Raw genomic sequence first — 18,026 nt, 5'->3', positions numbered from 1 at the left:
TTAGCTAAGGGGCCATTTATGCTTAAGTCAAAAGTCAATTTCACTCTCAAGTCAATTACGGCAGCCGCGGCACTCGCTGTCCTGGGCGCTTTTACTCATAGCGCTCCAGCGGTTGCTGAAAGTCCGTTCCACACGGGCGTATGGCAGTTGAACACCAAGGATGGATCGCGCGGTCTTGTTGTCAGCGACTGGCTGGTGTTCGAAGATGGTTTGCCGAAACGCTGGCTTTATCGCCGCGCCGGAACAAACGATGCCAACCAATTCGATTTTTTCACCCGCTCCATCGGTGACAAGGGCTACACGCCGGTCGGCATTCGCGTCTACCGCACCGGCGAACACACGATGAAGTACACCGTGGCGCCAAAGGGCGAAGAAGCCTTTGAAGTCACGGCCGAGCGTCTATCGATTCCGAACTACAAGAATTCCTGTCTGTCCGTCGAAGGCAAGGGCAAGCGGTTTTTTGGCAGCTGGGTCGGCACCGCAGCTTCCCAGCTCAAGAAGCTCAACCTTGGCCGCAACAGCCTCACAATTGACGGCGAAAAGCGAAATGTGACCGTGGAAGAGGTCAGGGTTGGCCGCATGGGCATCGTCGAAAACGGCACACCGATTGGTTTCTTCACCGACGCCGGCGGTGACTATGCCGTGCTGCAGATGTTCAAACCAGGTGTAACCGACGCCCAGATGCGCGATCCGAAGCGGGAAATTCTGGATTTCGCGTCAGAACAAGTGGTTCGCAATCCGCGCGGAGACTGTGACAGACAAATTGCATCACGCCTGAAAGCAATGAAATAGGCGTAAGGGCTTGCGCATATTGGTGGAAACACTGGCAAAGACCAAAATGTTACAGTTTTGTCAGAAAATTCATCTTGTGCTACTATCAGGACTTTCCCATATGTTGAGGGAGTTTTGTTGCATGTAATTTCGCATGCAATTTCGAACCGGAAGGGGAATCACACGACCATGTCGACCTTTAACCGAAATTCACAGGCGTCGTATTCGGTGGCCGGCACTCAGGCCGATGCAGCGATCGATCAGGGCCTGCGCAGCTACATGCTGGGCGTTTACAACTACATGACCCTCGGCCTTGCGCTGACCGGGTTCTTTGCTCTTGGCACCGTCTTCCTGGCAGTCGAACAGACCGCTGGCGGTATGGCTCTGACGCCGCTTGGCCAGGCCCTTTACGGCTCCCCGCTCAAGTGGGTTGTCATGCTCGCGCCGCTCGGCATGGTCATGTTCCTGTCGTTCAAGATCCAGTCCATGAGCGCATCAGCAGCTCGGACGACCTTCCTGGTCTACGCAGCCGTGATGGGCATATCGCTGTCGTCGATCTTCCTGGTCTACACAGGTGGTTCCATCGCCCGCGTGTTCTTCATCACCGCAGCATCCTTCGGTGCGTTGAGCCTCTTCGGCTACACCACCAAGAAAGATCTGTCGGCCTGGGGTTCATTCCTGTTCATGGGCCTGATCGGCATCGTCATCGCGTCGCTGGTCAACATCTTCCTGGCATCTTCCGCCCTGCAGTTCGCCATCTCCGTGATCGGTGTCCTCGTGTTTGCCGGCCTCACCGCCTACGACACGCAGCAGATCAAGGAAATGTACTACGAAGGCGACTCCAGCGAAGTCGCAACGAAGAAGTCCGTCATGGGCGCCCTGCGTCTCTACCTCGACTTCATCAACATGTTCCTGATGCTGCTTCAGCTGTTCGGCAACCGCGAATAAGCTGGACCTTCAGCCAGAAACAAGAAAAGCCCGGCCTGCGCGCCGGGCTTTTTTATTGCGTGCTGCATTGCCTTTCAGGCGTCAATCAACCGCAAGTGCTTCTTCTTTTCCAGAACCTTCAGGACCTGCGCCAGATCGTGGCCACGCTTGAGGATCATTCCTCCGGTCGCAACGACAGAATAGGCACCCTGACGCCGGGCCAGCTTCGGATTTTTCTCAATTCGGTAGAGCGGCATCTCGGAGCTATGGCGGAACACCGAAAAGACGGCTCGTTCGCTCATCAGATCGATCGCATAATCCCGCCATTCACCGTCAGCGACCATGCGTCCGTACAGCTTCAGAATTGTGTTGAGTTCCAGCCGGTTGAAGGCCACCAATGGCTTTGGCAGCGGCGTTGGCTGCGGAGATGGCGTGGCCACGGCAATGCCATGTGAACCACGCTTGGACGCGTTCTCGTCGGTTTCGCTCATTCCGCCTCCTGAACAGGTTCGGTGAGACCTCCAGAGACACCAAGTCAGAGCATTCCCCGCTTCGGCGTCATCTTTCCGTCATGATGCGCAAGTCTTTGCACCTTTGGCAAGTGCAAGGCTTTCAAGCCATTCAAATGGCGTCTTTTTGGCCTTAAAAAAAATCACTATTTTGCCTTATTCCAGCCCTTGGCCAGCCATTTTGGCCACCCATATTGAGATCATACCCTGATGGTCCTGAACACTTGGCTTCGGAACGCATTAGCCCCCCAGCCCCCCGGGGTCAGAGTTGATCGGATCTTGTATTCGCGTACTTGAACATCAGGGCAACTGAAGGGCCGGCCACAAGCCGGCCCTTTTCATGTCTGCTGCTCTTTGGAGCATCTCACCGTAACTTCACGTGGTTTGCCAGCGCAGGAAGTGCCTTGGCGCATGTCGTCCCTTTTTCTTCTCCCTCGTACGGTCGTCCTGCACGATCGCCTGCATGACAATCAATCCGCCTGCGGGTTCTATAGGGCACTGGGCGGAAAACTCGCGGCAAGGTCATCTTACTGCAGCCCCGACACGCCTCACAAACTGACTGTTTACGGCTGGTCTGCCAAAGGCGAGGCATAAGCCCCGACTTCGCCCGACCTCAAGCCTGCATCAATTCAATTCAGCGCACCAGGCGTGCCAAGAACCTGCGGCTCCTGACTACAATCATAGTGACCGGCCATCGTGTCGGCGGCCTGCCGCGCCATCTGGTTCGCGTTCTGATTGGCACGGGCATCAATCCGGGCGATCTGACAGGTTGCCCCGGGAACGACTTGTGTCACGATCAAGATGCTGCCCGGCTTGCCACCCTCCGGGTTGTCGATGAACCAGCGCAGGATCGTTGCAAAGGCCTCACCATCACGCAGACGCCATTCAAGGGTCTCGTTGACCGTGTTGAAATTCGGCAGCGTCTGCTCAGCGGCGCGCTCGCCTTCTGCTCCAATGCCGAAAGACACGAACATGCGCAGATCGCCCTCGGCGACATAGACGGGCATGCCCTTGTATCCGGCACATAACCAGGACCCACCGAATGTTCCCTCGTCAGCCGCAGGTATCTCTTGCACCTGGCAATTGTCCAGCTTGATCTTGGTATAGGCGCTGTCGATGGAGGCAGCCTGTGCGCCGACAGCCAGAATTGCCCAAAAAACAAGGGTTGCTAAAAAGCTCTTCATCTCGGTTTCCTCCTGCAAAGGCTCGGTCCAGCACACTGCGCTTGTTCGCGTAGCAGGCCTGCGACACCCATCATCATATGGTTGCAACGCAACAATAAAGGCTTGCGCTGAAACGATCAGGCTGCAATAGACCCCTCAACAGCCAACAGGAGTCAAGCAGCATGCGTATTGATGCAGTGCCGATCGGCAAGAACCCGCCAGAAGACATCAACGTCATCATCGAAGTTTCGGTCGGCGGCGAGCCGATCAAGTACGAAATGGACAAGGATGCTGGTGCGATGTACGTCGACCGCTTCCTTTACACACCGATGCGCTACCCGGGTAATTACGGGTTCGTGCCGCACACTCTCTGCGGCGATGGCGATCCGATTGATGTTATAGTCGTGAACCAGCGACCAGTCGTCCCCGGAGCAATCATGAACTGCCGCCCCATCGGGGTTCTGATCATGGAAGACGAATCCGGTCAGGACGAAAAGATCATTGCAGTGCCTGGCAACAAGCTGACGCGTCGCTATGAGAACGTCCACGATGTCAGCGACTTGCCGGAAATCACCATGGCCCAGGTCAAGCACTTCTTCGAACACTACAAGGACCTGGAACCTGGCAAGTGGGTCAAGGTAACCGGTATCGAAGGCGTAGACGTTGCCAAGAAGATGATTATGGAGTCGATCGACCGCGCCCAGGCAGACGCCGCCGAGTAACGTCGACTTCCTTTAGAGTTCTTTTGGAGCCGCCGCGGATCAAATCTCTGCTGCGGCTTCAATTCTATCCATGTCTGCGTCGGACAGGCCAAAATGATGGCCAATCTCATGTACAAGCACATGAGACACAATCTCGCCCAGCGTTTCGGGATTTGACGCCCAATAGTCCAGAATCGGACGACGGAACAACCAGATCCGGTTTGGCATCTGATCTGTTACCAGTTCCGCTGCGCCTTCCGTCAGCCCTGCCCCTTCAAAAAGACCCAGAAGATCATGCGGATCTTCAATACCAAGGGCATTGAGCACAGCATCCTCGGCATAGTCCGCCAGACTGACTTGCATGTGTCCGCATTGGGCCAGAATTTCATGCGGGAGGTTGGCAAGGGTTTCGCTCGCCAGGGCTTCGAAGACCTCCAGATCAGGAGCGAAACGATCTGCCCATTCGGTTCTGCGCCCGGGAAGGCTGGACCCCATCGCTCAGCTCCTGTTTTCTTGTGCGGGTGGACATGCGGTTCGGGATTGCATGGCTAAAGATAGGTGATCGCCAGATAGACTAAAAGTCCGACCGCAAAGATCAGCCCCGCTCCGCGTCCGATCCGTGTTCCCCAAACTTCCACCCTGTCGTCTTCATCAAGATCTTGTGCCCCAAAATGATCCTGGGCCCGCTTGGCCATCCGAACGAAGGTCGAGCCAGCAACCGTCTCGCTCTCAGCCTCCACCCGGTCGAGGGATCGCAAGGCCTCGTCACGACGCGCGTCGTCTTGGGAGCGCTTGTCGTTCATGGTCGACGCCCCCCGTGAAACGAAAGTGCAGCCGAGAGCGCTGCCAACAGTGCCAGGCCCGCGGAAGCAACTGCATTCCAACCTGCAAAGGAAAGTCCAAACATTCGCCAGCTCGCCTCGGTGCAGCTGACCACCCGCGTGGACTTGAGTGCTGAAAGCATGTTGGTGGCGTCCGCAGGGCCAGCGCTGCCGCCGCCGCAATCAGACGGTCCAGGCCAGAAGCCCCACTCCGCGCCGGACTGATAGATGCCAAGGCCCGCGCCATAGGCAAAGACCAGCGCAACAACGACCATCATCCCACCCGCAAGCCCGGGTCGGCTGCGGCTCATCAGGAGCAGCCCAAAGACCGTCAGTGGCAATCCGGCATAATAGGGAACACGCTGCTCAAGGCACAATTTACAGGGGACATAACCGCCGATCAGCTGAAAGCCCCAAGCCGTGCAAATCACCGCGAGGCCGGCAACCAGAAGGAGAAGGGCAATAGCCTTCGGTTTGGCAATGCTGGTCATTCCTGAAGCTCCCGCCCTCAAAGCAACTTGATCAATACGAAACCGCCGACCAGAAGCACCACAAACAGGGTAAACATGAGGCCGAGGCGTTTTTCGATAAAGTCACGGATGGGTGGACCAAAGAAATAGAGCAGAGCCGCGACTACGAAAAACCGGATGCCGCGAGACACGATACTCGCCACCAGGAAGATCGGCAGGCTGAGCCCGGCAGCTCCGCTGGCGATGGTGATGACCTTGTAAGGAAAGGGAGTCAGTCCCGCGATAAAGACGAACCACCAACCCCAGGCGTTGAAAATCTCGCTGAAGCTCTCGAACTTGTCGAGATATCCGTAAAATCCGAGGATTGGTTCGGCGACCTGCTGGAACAGAAACGACCCGATCATATAGCCGGCAAGCCCGCCCAGAACCGAGGTCACCGTGCAAAGAAGCGCCAGAAACCAGGCCTTCTCCTTTCGCGCGATAACCATGGGTATCAGAAGAATGTCGGGCGGGATCGGAAAAAATGAGCTCTCGACAAACGACACCGTTCCCAGGGCTGCAGGCGCGCGGGGTCCGGAGGCAAGGGACAAGGTCCAATCGTACAAACGGCGTAACATCCGTTCTCCATAGCCTTTCACCTGCGCAATGTCACCCGCGCAAAACACAGCCGAGAAACACCGCACCAATAGCGGTTTTTCAGGCAACTTTACACAGGGCGAAGGAAAGCGTCCGGAAGGCATTGACGCCGGACAGCCGCTGGCTATTATCGCGCCACCTTGACGCTGCCCCTCTGGCGGAATTGGTAGACGCGCGGGATTCAAAATCCCGTTTCTTCGGAAGTGCCGGTTCGATTCCGGCGGGGGGCACCACATTTCTGTAATTTCACAATATTTATTTGAATACCTTGTAAAACTACCCACATCTCCGTCTTCATTGTTCTCTTAACAAAATCAATTTGAACCCAGGTGCGCGGGCTGATCGCCATCGTGTTGGACAAATCATTGGGCGTCACGCAGGGGTCCCTTACCCAGAATTTGGGCATCATGAGATACGCTCGAATGTGGGACGTCCGAGGGAAGTCATCTTGCCCGGGGCCGAGACGCCGATCCGGCTCTCGGTTCTCTGATTTTTCAGGGTACGTGATCTTAGCCTTTCCCTGATGACCGACTTCCAGCGGCCCATGAGCGTTTCCGCGCGCGCTCTGGTTATATCCGGAGCTCTTTTACCAGGTCATGCGGCCATGGTAGTGTCGCAAACTTTTGCTCCGTCGGTTCCAATGCGCATGTTGCGGTTTAGGAGGAGGTCCTCCGCTCAGATTTTCCAAGTGTGTAGCGTCGATCAGTTTCAAAGGCAGCCGGTTCCCGAAGGACGTGGTTGTGTTCGCCGTTTTCTTCTATGTCCGTTATGGGGTTTCCTACCGGGATCTGGAAGAAATCATGGAAGAACGCGGTGTTGATCTGGACCACACAACACTGAACCGCTGGGCCGTTCGATACAGCCCAGCAATTGCTGCAAAGGCCAAAGCCAGAAAGCGGCCCGTGTGTTCATCCTGGATGAATGGACGAAACCTACGTCAAGGTCCGAGGTAAATGGGTTTATCTCTACCGTGCGGTCGACAAGCACGGAGATACGGTCGATTTCATGCTGTCAGAAACCCGTGATGAAGCGGCGGCAACGGCGTTTTTCACTATGTCCATCGAGAACAACGATTTGCTCAAGAAGGTTGTCATGGACAAAAGCGGAGCCAATCTGGCGGGCCTGCGATCAGCTTCTGACGTTTTGCGACTATCCCGGAGAGGTCGATGTCACCAACAACACGTCCGAGCGAAAGCTCCGTCCATGCGTCATCCAGCGAAAGGTGACAAACGGATATCGCGCCATGTGCCCCCCAAGCCGAGGCGAACATACGCACGACCGTCGATACCGCCCGCTTAAAGGCGCAAACCCCTTCCAGGTCATCAAATCCGTCCTGACATAGCCCGAGAAAAGCACCGGAAATCACGAATTAAGGGGTGGGTAATTACGCCCCGGTCATTGCCCTCTGCTTCCAGTGTTGCGGATCACAGTCTTCATTCGTCGGAAACTGCCATCTGTCTGGCAGGCACTGATTGGTGCCGGTGCTTCAGGTAATATGGAGAAGCAATTCGATGACTTTTAAAAAAATCCCAATGGCCGCAGCCTCTTTTCTGATGATGAGTTTTGCGGCACTGACGCCGAGCCAAGCCTCCGCCGAAACGGCCGTGACGGTAAGCGATCTAAACATGCGCAGCGGCCCCGGCACAAGGTTTTCCGTAGTCCAAGTCCTGGACGAGAACACTTCTGTAAAAGTTCACGGTTGCACAGCAAGCGCCACTTGGTGCGATGTCGGCTACGGATACAAGCGCGGCTGGGTTTCCGCACGCTATTTGAACGTAAAATACAACGATCGGCTAGTGGTCGTGACCCCGACGGTAAGCGCTGCCATCGGCATTTCGGTGATCAAATTCCCGAACGGTCATCATGGAGGGCACAACGGTGGTCAGCACGGCAATCACGGTGTTTTCAATTCGTTCAAGGTTGTCGGCAAGACGGCCGTCGGTTGCACGGGCAAGGGATGCGGCGCGGTAAATATCCGGCCGGGCAAGACAGGCGTTACAGTCGTCGGCTGTTCCGATGGGAGCTGTAAAGGGGTCAACGTCAAGAAAAACAGGCGCGGCAAACTGAAGGTAAAAAAATTCAGCTTTGGACGGGGCGCCGATCACTCACAGAAGGTAGCGCAGTCGCGCAATGCCTCAGGTTCTCGCGAGGCCAAAGCCGGCGGTAGGTTGCGCAGCATCGAATATTCCCGAATCTCGCGTAAGTCCGCCGACGCAGGTAAGCGCCGGAGGTGAGGCCGGAAACAACTTGTCGATCGAAAGGCGCGAAACCCTTCGCGCCTTTCGCTTCTTCTCGCTTTTGATGAAAGTTGCGACATGCCTATGGCGTGGTTCTGTTGAAAACTTTAGTTGTGTTCAGGTGATTGCCAACTTGTTTTGCCCGCAAGGTGCCGCGCTTTTGACGGATTTCAGACGTTCATCTCGCCGGTGCAGCCCTGTCATAAGCCGAATTGGCTATGCCTAGACCAGCAGCGAGGCGGGGCTCGTTTGAGCCTCAGTTTTGTCCCCACACTTCCAGCTTCTGATTACTTCATTTATTTTAGCGCCCGCTCTTCGTGAGCGGGCGTCTTTTTTCCTGTCGAGCCCACCATCGGATGAGAGCCGCTGCAGGTCCACCCTGGGGTCGCTCGATCAACAGGACCCGAAAATCTCAAATCAGCTACACCCGCGGCTCCTGCGCGTCAGAATGCATTTGCCAAAGCTTCTCTCTAGAAGTGGTTTCTGGCCCAAGGTTTACTGAAGCCAACTCTTCATCCGTTATGCCTGCGAAATCATCAGCACACAGCGAGAAGTAATATTCACGTTTCTTATCGATCCATAGCGCCGCCAAATCTTCACTATCGAAATCATCCAAGCCGATTTCGGCTAGAGCAGAATCTGGTAATTCTTGGAAACGAGCCATATTCAAATTCATAATGAGGTGGAAGCGTCGCGTATCTTGCCACATTGAACCTAAAGCACTATTCCTATCATTTTCATCACGCCATAGGCGCTCCAAACCCATTTCTTTGGCCCAGATGTCCAAGTGACCGCTCTTTGCAGCAACAAGAAGTTGATTTTTCCGTAGAGATAGTAAATTTTTCACTCGACTTGGCAATTTTCCAAAAAAAGGATCAATGTCTATAGAACGCCTCAAGGATATTCGCTCCCGAGCCGCAATATTATAATATTTTGCTTTTTTAGGCTCAGCTGCTTTCGCGGCAATTAAGTCAACAATGTCCACCTTATTAATTGTATTTGGTGAGTTGTTCGTGCACCTTCTATGAAAGGCACAGAAGATCCTTCGAAAGACGTTCTTTTTTTGTGCACATGCACCGTTTCCAAAACATGATTGCTTGATTTATGGATTAATGCTGTTGAAGCTTTAACGACCATCTTCCACCCTCGCCTCTGCAAAAAAATCTGTCACTTTAGTTGTAAAATACGATAGCATTGGGATTTAGATCTAAATGTAATATTTGGAACTGCTCTTCTAAAAAAAGATCGTTGGGATTCTGTTGCAAACTTTTGCTCTGTCGGTTCCCTTTTTGGGTGTTGCGGTTGGCGTTGTTGCATCAGTAGGATTGGTGGCCTACCTGACCGTCGTTATCTGCATTCTGAAGTTCCGTGAATGCCGTTCAAACACCACGCCTCCCGCCGGCACAAGATTGCGAAATCCAGGCTTCGTATGACGAACTGGGCCGAGACCACCCCCACCGCGCGGGATCTGGATGTTTTGGCGTTCAAGGCCCATGGCCACATGGCCTGCCAAAAGAGCACCGGATATAACCACAGAACGCGCGCGGAAACGCTCATCGGCAGCTGGAAGTCGGTCATCAGGGAAAGGCTAAGATCACGTACCCTGAAAATCAGAGAACCGAGAGCCGAATCGGCGTCTCAGTCCCGGGCAAGATGACTTCCCTCGGACATCCCACGTTCGAGCGTATCTCATGATGCCAACAGTCTGGGTAAGGGACCTCTGCGTGACACCCAATGATTTGTGCAACACGATTCCGGCGGGGGGCACCAGCTTTCAGATCGCAACCCGTTATCTCGAAGCACGGGCTTGCCGTCTTCCCCAAGCCATATTTCACCATTTGCTTACGACGATTTTCGAATTTGCTTTGGCAGACCCAAAATCGCGTTCCGGATTTGGCGCTTAACGCAAAAGTGATTTATTTCGGATAAGCAATCCCGACTGACAACAGCGCTGATCGGGGAAAGAAATGGCTGTCGTGGAGCAAAAACGGGAAAACCTGACAGACATCGAGCCAGTCGAAACGTTTGACGAAGCTACCTCTACCGTTGCCGACATTGCTGATCCCGTGGATGACACGGGCCTCTTTACGCTCGCCCGATTGACCAAGGACACGCTTCAGCCGTCACCGATCAACCCCGACTGGATCCTCGAAGGCAACCCGGAAGCAAAGGTGCGCAATCTCTCGGTCATGAGCCGTGGCTGGGCAACCACCGATCACTGGTCTTGCACGGCTGGCAAATTCCGCTGGCACTACGCCTGGGACGAGACTGTCATGTTTCTTGAGGGCGAGGTCGTCATTACCGATGATGAAGGTCAGGTCTATGTTGGCCGTCCCGGCACCAGCCTTTTCTTTCCGGCAGGCTCTTCGGCAACCTGGGTGGTTCCCCGGTATATCCGCAAGATCGCCTTCAACCAGCGACCCGTGCCGGCATATCTTCACATCCTCGCGCGCGGCGCAAACAAGGTCTTCAAGCTCCTCGGGCTGCCGACCATGCCATAAGACTTGGCAACAGGACCATGGCCTGCAACCTGCGCGGAAGATGAGCAGGCGTTCTGGACAGGTCATTGCCCCTTGGCTAGTGTCGACCCATGAGCAGTTCGCCCAAAGAAATCGAGCTTAAGCTCGAAGTGCCGCCACAAGCACAGGAATCCCTGCGCAAATCTCCTCCGCCAGAAGGCTTCACGGCCTCCCGGGCGGTGACGAAAACGCTCCAATCAATCTATTTCGATACAGCCGATCAGGCCCTGAGAAAGGCCCGCATATCGCTGCGTGTCCGCAAGGTGGGCCAGAGCTGGGTGCAAACGGCCAAAATCGGCACAGGTGTCATTGGCGGAATGTCATCAGCCGTTGAGGCGGAACATCCCGTGGCTGGCCGGGCAATCGATCTGACCGTCATTGAAGATCCGCAAGTCCTGCGCCACCTCGTTGAAACCATCAACGGCGCACCATTGGCTGAAACTTTTGAAACAGTCATCAAGCGCACCACTCGTATCCTGACGGCCGAAGATGGCAGTCGCATTGAAGTCGCCTTTGACGTGGGAGATATCAAGGCGGGAAAGCGCTCGGCTCCCCTCGCCGAGGTCGAACTGGAGTTGCTGGAAGGCGCAAGCGGCAACCTCTACGCCGCAGCTCAAGGTCTTCTGGAAGATACACCCTTCCATTTTTCGCCCTTTAGCAAGGCAGAACGTGGCTTCCGTCTCGCCGACGGCGAGAGCTCTGGCGCAGAAGCGCCGAGCCTCGCCAGGAAGGTCGAGTTGACGGCTTCCGAAAGCGTCGAACATGCGTTCAGGAGCGTTCTGAGATCCTGCCTCGAGCAGATCGCCCATAACCGAATGGCGTTGCTCGCAAACGACGATCCGGAAGGCCCACATCAGCTGCGCGTCGGCTTGAGGCGGCTGCGAAGCGCCTTTCGACTATTTCGTCCAGTGATCAATCCGCTAACATTTCGACCATTGGACGCAAGCGCGCGTACATTGGCCAGGAAAGTCGGTGAGTTGCGCGATCTCGATGTGCTTGCGAGCGAAATCGTAGCCCCCCTTTCAGATCATGCGCCGCAGAACATGTCCCTGGATCCCTTGCTGAAACATCTGGCAAAAATCCGCAGCAGCTGCCGAAAAGAGCTGATCGACCATCTGCAGTCGACCGAAATCAACGAATTTCTGTTCTCTCTCGCCGCCTATACGGAAGGACGCGGATGGCTGGATGCGGAAAATTTCGACCAGACCACGTTGCTCGCAGCGCCTGTCTCGACCTTTGCGCGCAAGGCGCAGAACAAGCAATGGCGCAAGGTTTCGAAACACGGCTCGGGCATCGAGAAGATGTCGATTCCAGAACGTCATGAGATGCGCAAGGCACTCAAGAAGCTTCGGTACGGGATCGAGTTTTTCAGTTCGCTCTATCCAAAGGCCGAGGTCAAACCGTTCCTGAAGCGTATGAAAAAGCTCCAGGACATCTTTGGCTATCTGAACGATGTCGCAATGGCAGAAAAGCTGCTTGATCTTCCCAGCGCCAAGGGCGCCGGCGTCTCTGACACCTCTCTTGCGATGGGCTTTGCAATCGGCTGGCATGACGCCCAGGCGTCGCAAATGTGGCGCCACGCAAAGGACTACTGGGCAGAGACGAAGGCTGCTCCGAAGTTCTGGCGCTAACGGCCTGCCCGCATCACCGAAAGGTCAGCTCTCGATCAGCAGTTGGATTCGGTCCGCTGCCATTCGGGTCCGAGTGTATTGGATCGGCTTGCCTTCAGCATCCACGTTCGTGCTCTCAACGATCAGAACCGGCTGCCCCTGGGGAATTTGCAGGAACGCAGCATCCTGCGCATCGATCAGCTCCGCGCTGACGCGCGTCTCAAGACGGCGGTAGTCATCAAGGCCACATTGCCGGAGCGCCTTGGTGAATGATCCAGTCTCGGCGTAAGCGGCCACCAGCCCTGGAAACCTTGCCTGTTCGAACCAGCTTGTTGCGACCAGAACCGGATTTCCATCGACAACGCGCAGCGTTTCGATCCGTATCAGCTGTGCCCCATGTGGCACTTTGAGTTCAGTCGCCAAAAGAGCGTCCGCGTCTTCCAGCGCAGATCCGATCATCCGCCCGCTGGGCGTTTTGTGCTGCCCTGAAACGATCTCCGAGAACCGCGTTCGACTGCCAATCGGATAGTTTATCGGTGCCGCCGCGACAAAGGTTCCCCGACCCTGGTCAGCGCGTAGAATCCCTTCATTGACCAGAACCGCAATCGCCCGGCGCACCGTATGGCGATTGACGTCAAACCGCGCCGCGATATCCGCCTCTGTCGGAAGCTTGGAGCCGGTCACGAAGGTTCCCGAGCTGATTTCAGCTTTCAGCCATTCGGCAATCTGCCGCCAAATGGCGATCCCCGCGCCGCGATCGATTTTCATCTGCTTCGTCATGTCTTCGTCATCAAACCCGACTAGCAAGGTGTCAATTCAAAAATTCGTCTATACAAATAGACAATCTATTGTATGACTCAAGCCTCTTCGTTAGCTCGCCACGAAAAAGGTCGAAAGACATGTCCGAAGAAACCACGGCTCCACTGCCCAAAAGCCCGGCCGATCAAACCACCGCACGTCGGCAGGAAATCATGGCAGTGATGGCTGAAGCCCCGACTCCTGCGCTCGCAAAAACATTTGAAAGCTACCCGGATCACCCCTCCCACGACCTGGTTCGCGGGCCCGAAACAGGTCTTGTAATGGTCCGCGGTCGGATGGGCGGCACCGGCAGTGCCTTCAACCTCGGTGAAGTGACAGTGACCCGCTGCGTCGTGCGCTTGGCAACCGGTGAAACCGGAAGCTCTTACATTCTCGGCCGACACAAGCAGCATGCTCTTCAGGCGGCCATTCTGGACGGTCTTTGGCAGAACCCCGATCACCGGCAAAAGGTCGAAGACCTCATTGTTGCACCACTCCAAAACAGCAGCCGCCAAAAGCAGGAAGAGATCAAGGCCGAAACAGCGGCGACAAAGGTCGACTTCTTCACCATGGTTCGTGGAGACGATTGATGAACACCGAAACAATCAACACGCCTGCTGCGAGCCCTGCTGCGCGTCTGGCCGCAGGTTTTTCAGATCCCGTTCACGAGGCACAAAACTGCTTCCGAAAAGTGATGCAGGCCATGGCCCGGCCCGGAACACTGCAAACGTTCGAGCCTGGTCTGACGGACCTGCCCGGACCGCTCACAGCAATGGGCGCTGCTGTCGCACTTACCTTGCTCGACTATGACACCCCTGTCTGGCTGGATCCGGCTCTGGCCAAGTCGCCAGACGCAGTCAGCTTCCTCCGTTTTCATACTGGCGCGCCCATTGTGGACGTTCCGGTTGAAGCCGCCTTCGCACTAGTCAGCGAGCCCGAACGGTTGACCGGCCTCGGCAATTTCGCGCAGGGAACGCCTGACTATCCTGACCAGTCCGCAACCCTGGTTCTCATGAACCAGACTTTCGGCAAGGGGGCTTCGCTCAAGCTCAAGGGACCGGGCATCAAGGATGTCGCCCGCTTCAGCACTAGCCCCGTGCCGACGACCTTTTGGGATCAGGTTCAGGCCAACAACGCACAGTTCCCACGCGGCGTGGACGTGATTTTCACCGGCGAGACACAAATCGCGGCTTTGCCACGCTCCACTCAACTCACCCGACCGGAGGCCTGAGCCATGTACGTTGCAGTAAAGGGCGGTGAGAAGGCAATCCGCAATGCCCATAAGCTTCTGGCCAAACGTCGGCGGGGAGACACCTCGGTTCCATCGCTGACAGTGGATCAGATTGCCGAACAGCTGGCGCTTTCGGTCGCCCGCGTGATGTGCGAGGGCTCTCTTTACGATGAAGGTCTTGCCGCGCTCGCGATCAAACAGGCCCGCGGTGACCTCATCGAAGCTGCCTTTCTCATCAGGGCCTACCGCACGACCCTGCCCCGTTTCGGCTACTCGGAAACCCTCGACACCGCCAAAATGCTGGTCGAGCGGCGTATTTCAGCCACTTACAAGGATCTTCCGGGCGGCCAGCTGCTTGGACCAACCTTCGACTACAGCCACCGTCTGCTCGATTTCGCCATGGCCGCCGAGGATGAAGGTGCGCTTGATGCAGTGGAAAGCGAAACGCCTTCGGATGAAGGCATGCCGCGGGTCACGGACCTTCTGAGCGACGAAGGCCTGATGGAAGCAGACCCGCTTCCCGAAGCCAGCGAGACCGTTGGCGATCTCACCCGCGAACCGCTGTCGTTCCCGGCTGATCGCGATCTGCGCCTTCAAAACCTGGCGCGCGGCGACGAGGGCTTCCTGTTGTCATTGGCCTACTCCTCACAACGCGGATATGCCCGTACCCACCCCTTTACCGGTGAGATCCGCTACGGCGAGGTCGAAGTGGAGTTTTTCGCCGAGGAGCTTGGTTTCAACGTCAAACTCGGCGCGATCAAAGTGACTGAGTGCCAGATGGTGAACCAATTCTCGGGCTCGGCCAAGTCGCCGCCGAAATTTACCCGTGGTTACGGTCTCGTCTTCGGCCAGGTAGAGCGAAAAGCCATGGCCATGTCCATGGTCGACCGCGCTCTGAGGTGGGAAGAACTCGGTGAAGAACAGACCGCCCCCGTGCAAGACACGGAATTCGTCCTGTCCCACTCCGACAACATCCAGGCCACTGGCTTTGTCGAACACCTGAAACTGCCGCATTACGTGGATTTCCAGGCTGAACTAGATCTCGTACGCCGGATGCGTGCGGAGTGGTTCGCTGCGCGCGATCAGCAGGATCCATACGCGCAAACCGATCTCGAGACGGGAAAGGAGGCCGCAGAATGACCCTCCCAGAATCCACATCCATCGCGCCCGATGAAGGCAGTTACAACTTCGCCTACCTCGACGAACAAACCAAGCGCATGATCCGCCGCGCAATCCTCAAGGGGATCGCCATTCCCGGCTACCAGGTACCTTTCGCCTCACGCGAAATGCCCATGCCGTACGGCTGGGGCACCGGCGGCGTTCAGGTCACCGCTGCGATCCTTGGCGCGGACGATACGCTGAAGGTCATTGACCAGGGCTCAGACGACACCACCAACGCAGTCGCCATCCGTGGCTTCTTCGAAAAGACCGCTGGTGTCGCCACGACCACCAGCACAGAGGACGCAAGCATCATTCAGACCAGGCACCGGATTCCGGAGATGCCACTGAGCGCCAATCAGATCCTTGTCTTTCAGGTTCCGATTCCCGAGCCGCTCCGGTTCCTCGAGCCGCGCGAGACCGAAACCCGCAAGATGCATGCGCTGGAAGAATACGGCTTGATGCATGTGAAGCTCTATGAAGACATTGCCAAGAACGGCCACATCGCAACGACCTATGCGTATCCCGTCGAGGTCAACGGCCGTTATGTGATGGATCCTTCGCCAACGCCGAAATTCGATAATCCGAAGATCGACAACATGGAAGCGCTGCAGCTCTATGGCGCGGGCCGGGAAAAGCGGATCTATGCCATCCCGCCCTACACCAAGGTCAAAAGCCTTGATTTCGATGACTATCCGTTTGAGGTCCAGTCCTTCGACAAACCCTGTGCTCTCTGCAACGCCGAAGGCGTCTATCTCGACGAGGTCGTTCTGGATGACAAGGGCGGGCGCATGTTCGTCTGCTCCGACAGCGATCATTGCGAGGAAAGACGAGCAAATGGACATCTCGGCCCCATGGCCGCCGACCCCGCCGCCACGCTGCTGTCCGGTGGAACCGAGGAGAAGGGCCAATGAGCGATCAGAACAATCAGGAGCCGCTGCTGCAGGTGCATGGCGTCACCCGCTATTATGGCGACCGCATCGGCTGCAACGACGTGGACTTCCAGCTCTGGCCCGGCGAAGTGCTTGCCATTGTTGGCGAAAGCGGATCAGGCAAGACCACGCTGCTCAACTGCCTGTCGACCCGGCTTGCACCAACTGCTGGCGCCATTGAATACCGCATGCGCGACGGCTCCATGCGCAACCTCTATGAGTTGAGCGAAGCCGAACGGCGCCTGCTCATGCGCACCGATTGGGGTTTCGTCCATCAAAACGCTGCAGACGGACTACGCATGACCGTCTCCGCTGGCGCCAATGTCGGCGAACGATTGATGGCCGTCGGTCAACGTCACTACGGGAAAATCCGCGAAACGGCGACGGACTGGCTCGACCGGGTTGAAATCACCGCCGACCGCATTGATGACGACCCGCGCGCCTTCTCCGGCGGTATGCGTCAACGGCTTCAGATTGCCCGCAATCTGGTCACCCACCCGCGGCTCGTGTTCATGGATGAGCCGACCGGCGGCCTCGACGTATCCGTTCAGGCACGGCTGCTCGACATGCTGCGACGGCTGGTCAGCGAACTTGGCCTGTCCGTCATCATCGTTACCCACGACCTTGCTGTGGCCCGACTCTTGTCCCACCGCATCATGGTCATGCGGCATGGGGCAGTCATCGAGACCGGTCTGACCGATCAGGTGCTCGATGACCCGCGCGAGCCGTATACGCAGCTTCTCGTCTCTTCCATTCTCCAGGTCTGAGGTCAGTCATGCCAGTCCGTCTTTATCTGAACACCGTCGGCAAGACCTTCACAATGCATCTGCAGGGCGGCACATCGATCCCGGTCGTGTCCAACGTCGACTTTGCCGTTGAAGCCGGAGAGTGCGTGGTTCTCGGAGGTCCCTCAGGTGCCGGCAAGAGTTCAATACTCAAGATGATCTTCGGCAACTATCGCTGTGACGAGGGTCAGATCCTGATCACCTGCAACGACGAAATCGTCAACATCGCAGACGCAGCCCCGCGCCAGATCCTCTCGTTGCGCCAGGACACGATCGGCTATGTCAGTCAGTTCCTCAGGGTCATCCCCAGGGTATCGGCAACAGAGGTTGTTGCTGAACCATTGATCGCCCAGGGGACGAGCGAAGAGACAGCCCTTGCCAAGGCACGCGATCTCCTGAACCGACTCAATGTGCCCGAACGACTTTGGAACCTGCCACCCGCGACCTTTTCAGGCGGCGAGCAACAGCGCGTGAACATCGCTCGCGGATTCATTGCTCATTACCCGATACTGCTTCTCGACGAGCCAACTGCCTCGCTTGATGCAGTGAACCGGTCAGTGGTGGTAGAGCTGGTCGATGAAAAGAAAGCTGCCGGTGTTGCAATGCTCGGCATTCTGCATGACCAGGATGTTCGCGATCGCATCGCCGACAGGATTATCGACGTCACCGCATTCAAGATCGCTGCATAAAGACAGTTTCACGAACCCCTGTCACAGGATCGACATGAGAGCCGCTTAGGTCGATGATGCCGATCCTGC

The 18,026-nt window shown here is 56.3% G+C and carries 20 protein-coding genes, 1 tRNA gene and 2 pseudogenes; 15 read left to right on the top strand and 8 right to left on the bottom strand.

The features are described from left to right. Positions 1-18 precede the first annotated feature (18 nt). Both ABJZ52_RS14460 and ABJZ52_RS14455 read left to right on the top strand, forming a co-directional pair. Positions 19-792, top strand: coding sequence for a hypothetical protein (locus ABJZ52_RS14460; protein ID WP_348187442.1), 774 nt, complete (start codon positions 19-21; stop codon positions 790-792). A gap of 168 nt (positions 793-960) precedes the next feature. Further along, a complete protein-coding gene (locus tag ABJZ52_RS14455; protein ID WP_348187444.1) occupies positions 961-1,719 on the top strand; it encodes a Bax inhibitor-1/YccA family protein in 759 nt (252 codons plus the stop codon). 74 nt (positions 1,720-1,793) lie between these two features. On the opposite strand, the gene ABJZ52_RS14450 is transcribed toward ABJZ52_RS14455, so the two are convergent. Together ABJZ52_RS14450 and ABJZ52_RS14445 are read right to left on the bottom strand one after the other, a co-directional pair. After that, positions 1,794-2,189, bottom strand: a complete 396-nt coding sequence (locus tag ABJZ52_RS14450) for a DUF2794 domain-containing protein (protein ID WP_348187446.1) — start codon at positions 2,187-2,189, stop codon at positions 1,794-1,796. 647 nt (positions 2,190-2,836) lie between these two features. Further along, positions 2,837-3,391, bottom strand: a complete 555-nt coding sequence (locus ABJZ52_RS14445) for a hypothetical protein (RefSeq protein WP_348187448.1) — start codon at positions 3,389-3,391, stop codon at positions 2,837-2,839. 161 nt (positions 3,392-3,552) lie between these two features. On the opposite strand from ABJZ52_RS14445, the gene ppa reads away from it, so the two are divergent. After that, entirely contained in the window at positions 3,553-4,092 is a 540-nt protein-coding gene (gene ppa, locus ABJZ52_RS14440; protein ID WP_348187450.1) for an inorganic diphosphatase, read from the top strand. Between the two features lie 39 nt (positions 4,093-4,131). Here ppa and ABJZ52_RS14435 read toward each other — a convergent pair whose 3' ends face one another. From ABJZ52_RS14435 to ABJZ52_RS14420, 4 genes are read right to left on the bottom strand one after another with little or no spacing between them, the layout of a single operon-like run. Then, positions 4,132-4,566, bottom strand: a complete 435-nt coding sequence (locus tag ABJZ52_RS14435) for a metallopeptidase family protein (RefSeq protein WP_348187452.1) — start codon at positions 4,564-4,566, stop codon at positions 4,132-4,134. 53 nt (positions 4,567-4,619) lie between these two features. Next, a complete protein-coding gene (locus ABJZ52_RS14430) occupies positions 4,620-4,874 on the bottom strand; it encodes a hypothetical protein (RefSeq protein ID WP_348187454.1) in 255 nt (84 codons plus the stop codon). Then, a complete protein-coding gene (locus ABJZ52_RS14425) occupies positions 4,871-5,383 on the bottom strand; it encodes a disulfide bond formation protein B (RefSeq protein WP_348187456.1) in 513 nt (170 codons plus the stop codon). The genes ABJZ52_RS14430 and ABJZ52_RS14425 overlap by 4 nt, the downstream gene beginning before the upstream one ends. Before the next feature lie 17 nt (positions 5,384-5,400). After that, positions 5,401-5,979: a YqaA family protein gene (locus ABJZ52_RS14420; RefSeq protein ID WP_348187458.1), complete on the bottom strand. Its 579-nt coding sequence runs from the start codon at positions 5,977-5,979 to the stop codon at positions 5,401-5,403. A gap of 167 nt (positions 5,980-6,146) precedes the next feature. Here ABJZ52_RS14420 and ABJZ52_RS14415 point away from each other — a divergent pair. From ABJZ52_RS14415 to ABJZ52_RS14400, 4 genes and pseudogenes are all read left to right on the top strand, one after another. Further along, positions 6,147-6,231, top strand: a tRNA-Leu gene (locus tag ABJZ52_RS14415). A gap of 468 nt (positions 6,232-6,699) precedes the next feature. Next, positions 6,700-7,159 (top strand): annotated as a pseudogene (locus ABJZ52_RS14410) (IS6 family transposase); the annotation flags it as partial. Then, positions 7,110-7,340 (top strand): annotated as a pseudogene (locus tag ABJZ52_RS14405) (transposase); the annotation flags it as partial. The pseudogenes ABJZ52_RS14410 and ABJZ52_RS14405, both read left to right, overlap by 50 nt. Positions 7,341-7,509: 169 nt before the next feature. Continuing rightward, complete coding sequence (locus ABJZ52_RS14400; protein WP_348187460.1) at positions 7,510-8,232, top strand: SH3 domain-containing protein; 723 nt, start codon at positions 7,510-7,512, stop codon at positions 8,230-8,232. Between the two features lie 424 nt (positions 8,233-8,656). On the opposite strand, the gene ABJZ52_RS14395 is transcribed toward ABJZ52_RS14400, so the two are convergent. Next, a complete protein-coding gene (locus ABJZ52_RS14395; RefSeq protein ID WP_348187462.1) occupies positions 8,657-9,220 on the bottom strand; it encodes a hypothetical protein in 564 nt (187 codons plus the stop codon). A 982-nt stretch (positions 9,221-10,202) separates the two neighbouring features. On the opposite strand from ABJZ52_RS14395, the gene ABJZ52_RS14390 reads away from it, so the two are divergent. Both ABJZ52_RS14390 and ABJZ52_RS14385 read left to right on the top strand, forming a co-directional pair. Further along, positions 10,203-10,736 carry a cupin domain-containing protein gene (locus ABJZ52_RS14390; protein ID WP_348187464.1) on the top strand — a complete coding sequence of 178 codons (534 nt, stop codon included), beginning with the start codon at positions 10,203-10,205 and terminating at the stop codon, positions 10,734-10,736. 89 nt (positions 10,737-10,825) lie between these two features. Next, positions 10,826-12,385 carry a CYTH and CHAD domain-containing protein gene (locus tag ABJZ52_RS14385; RefSeq protein ID WP_348187466.1) on the top strand — a complete coding sequence of 520 codons (1,560 nt, stop codon included), beginning with the start codon at positions 10,826-10,828 and terminating at the stop codon, positions 12,383-12,385. Between the two features lie 24 nt (positions 12,386-12,409). Here ABJZ52_RS14385 and phnF read toward each other — a convergent pair whose 3' ends face one another. Then, entirely contained in the window at positions 12,410-13,144 is a 735-nt protein-coding gene (gene phnF / locus ABJZ52_RS14380) for a phosphonate metabolism transcriptional regulator PhnF (RefSeq protein ID WP_348187468.1), read from the bottom strand. 119 nt (positions 13,145-13,263) lie between these two features. Here phnF and phnG point away from each other — a divergent pair, with 119 nt between their 5' ends. From phnG to phnL, 6 genes are read left to right on the top strand one after another with little or no spacing between them, the layout of a single operon-like run. Then, positions 13,264-13,752, top strand: a complete 489-nt coding sequence (gene phnG, locus ABJZ52_RS14375; RefSeq protein ID WP_348187470.1) for a phosphonate C-P lyase system protein PhnG — start codon at positions 13,264-13,266, stop codon at positions 13,750-13,752. Next, a complete protein-coding gene (gene phnH, locus ABJZ52_RS14370) occupies positions 13,752-14,393 on the top strand; it encodes a phosphonate C-P lyase system protein PhnH (protein WP_348187472.1) in 642 nt (213 codons plus the stop codon). The genes phnG and phnH overlap by 1 nt, the downstream gene beginning before the upstream one ends. A gap of 3 nt (positions 14,394-14,396) precedes the next feature. After that, complete coding sequence (locus ABJZ52_RS14365; protein ID WP_348187474.1) at positions 14,397-15,533, top strand: carbon-phosphorus lyase complex subunit PhnI; 1,137 nt, start codon at positions 14,397-14,399, stop codon at positions 15,531-15,533. After that, positions 15,530-16,465: an alpha-D-ribose 1-methylphosphonate 5-phosphate C-P-lyase PhnJ gene (locus ABJZ52_RS14360; protein WP_348187476.1), complete on the top strand. Its 936-nt coding sequence runs from the start codon at positions 15,530-15,532 to the stop codon at positions 16,463-16,465. The genes ABJZ52_RS14365 and ABJZ52_RS14360 overlap by 4 nt, the downstream gene beginning before the upstream one ends. Continuing rightward, entirely contained in the window at positions 16,462-17,250 is a 789-nt protein-coding gene (gene phnK / locus ABJZ52_RS14355) for a phosphonate C-P lyase system protein PhnK (protein WP_348187478.1), read from the top strand. Before ABJZ52_RS14360 ends, phnK begins: the two co-directional genes overlap by 4 nt. Before the next feature lie 8 nt (positions 17,251-17,258). Next, positions 17,259-17,957, top strand: a complete 699-nt coding sequence (phnL, locus tag ABJZ52_RS14350; protein WP_348187480.1) for a phosphonate C-P lyase system protein PhnL — start codon at positions 17,259-17,261, stop codon at positions 17,955-17,957. Positions 17,958-18,026: the final 69 nt, after the last annotated feature.

The organism is Roseibium sp., assembly GCF_039982295.1.
GTDB lineage: Bacteria > Pseudomonadota > Alphaproteobacteria > Rhizobiales > Stappiaceae > Roseibium.
This window is presented reverse-complemented; position numbering and strand designations above follow the sequence as displayed.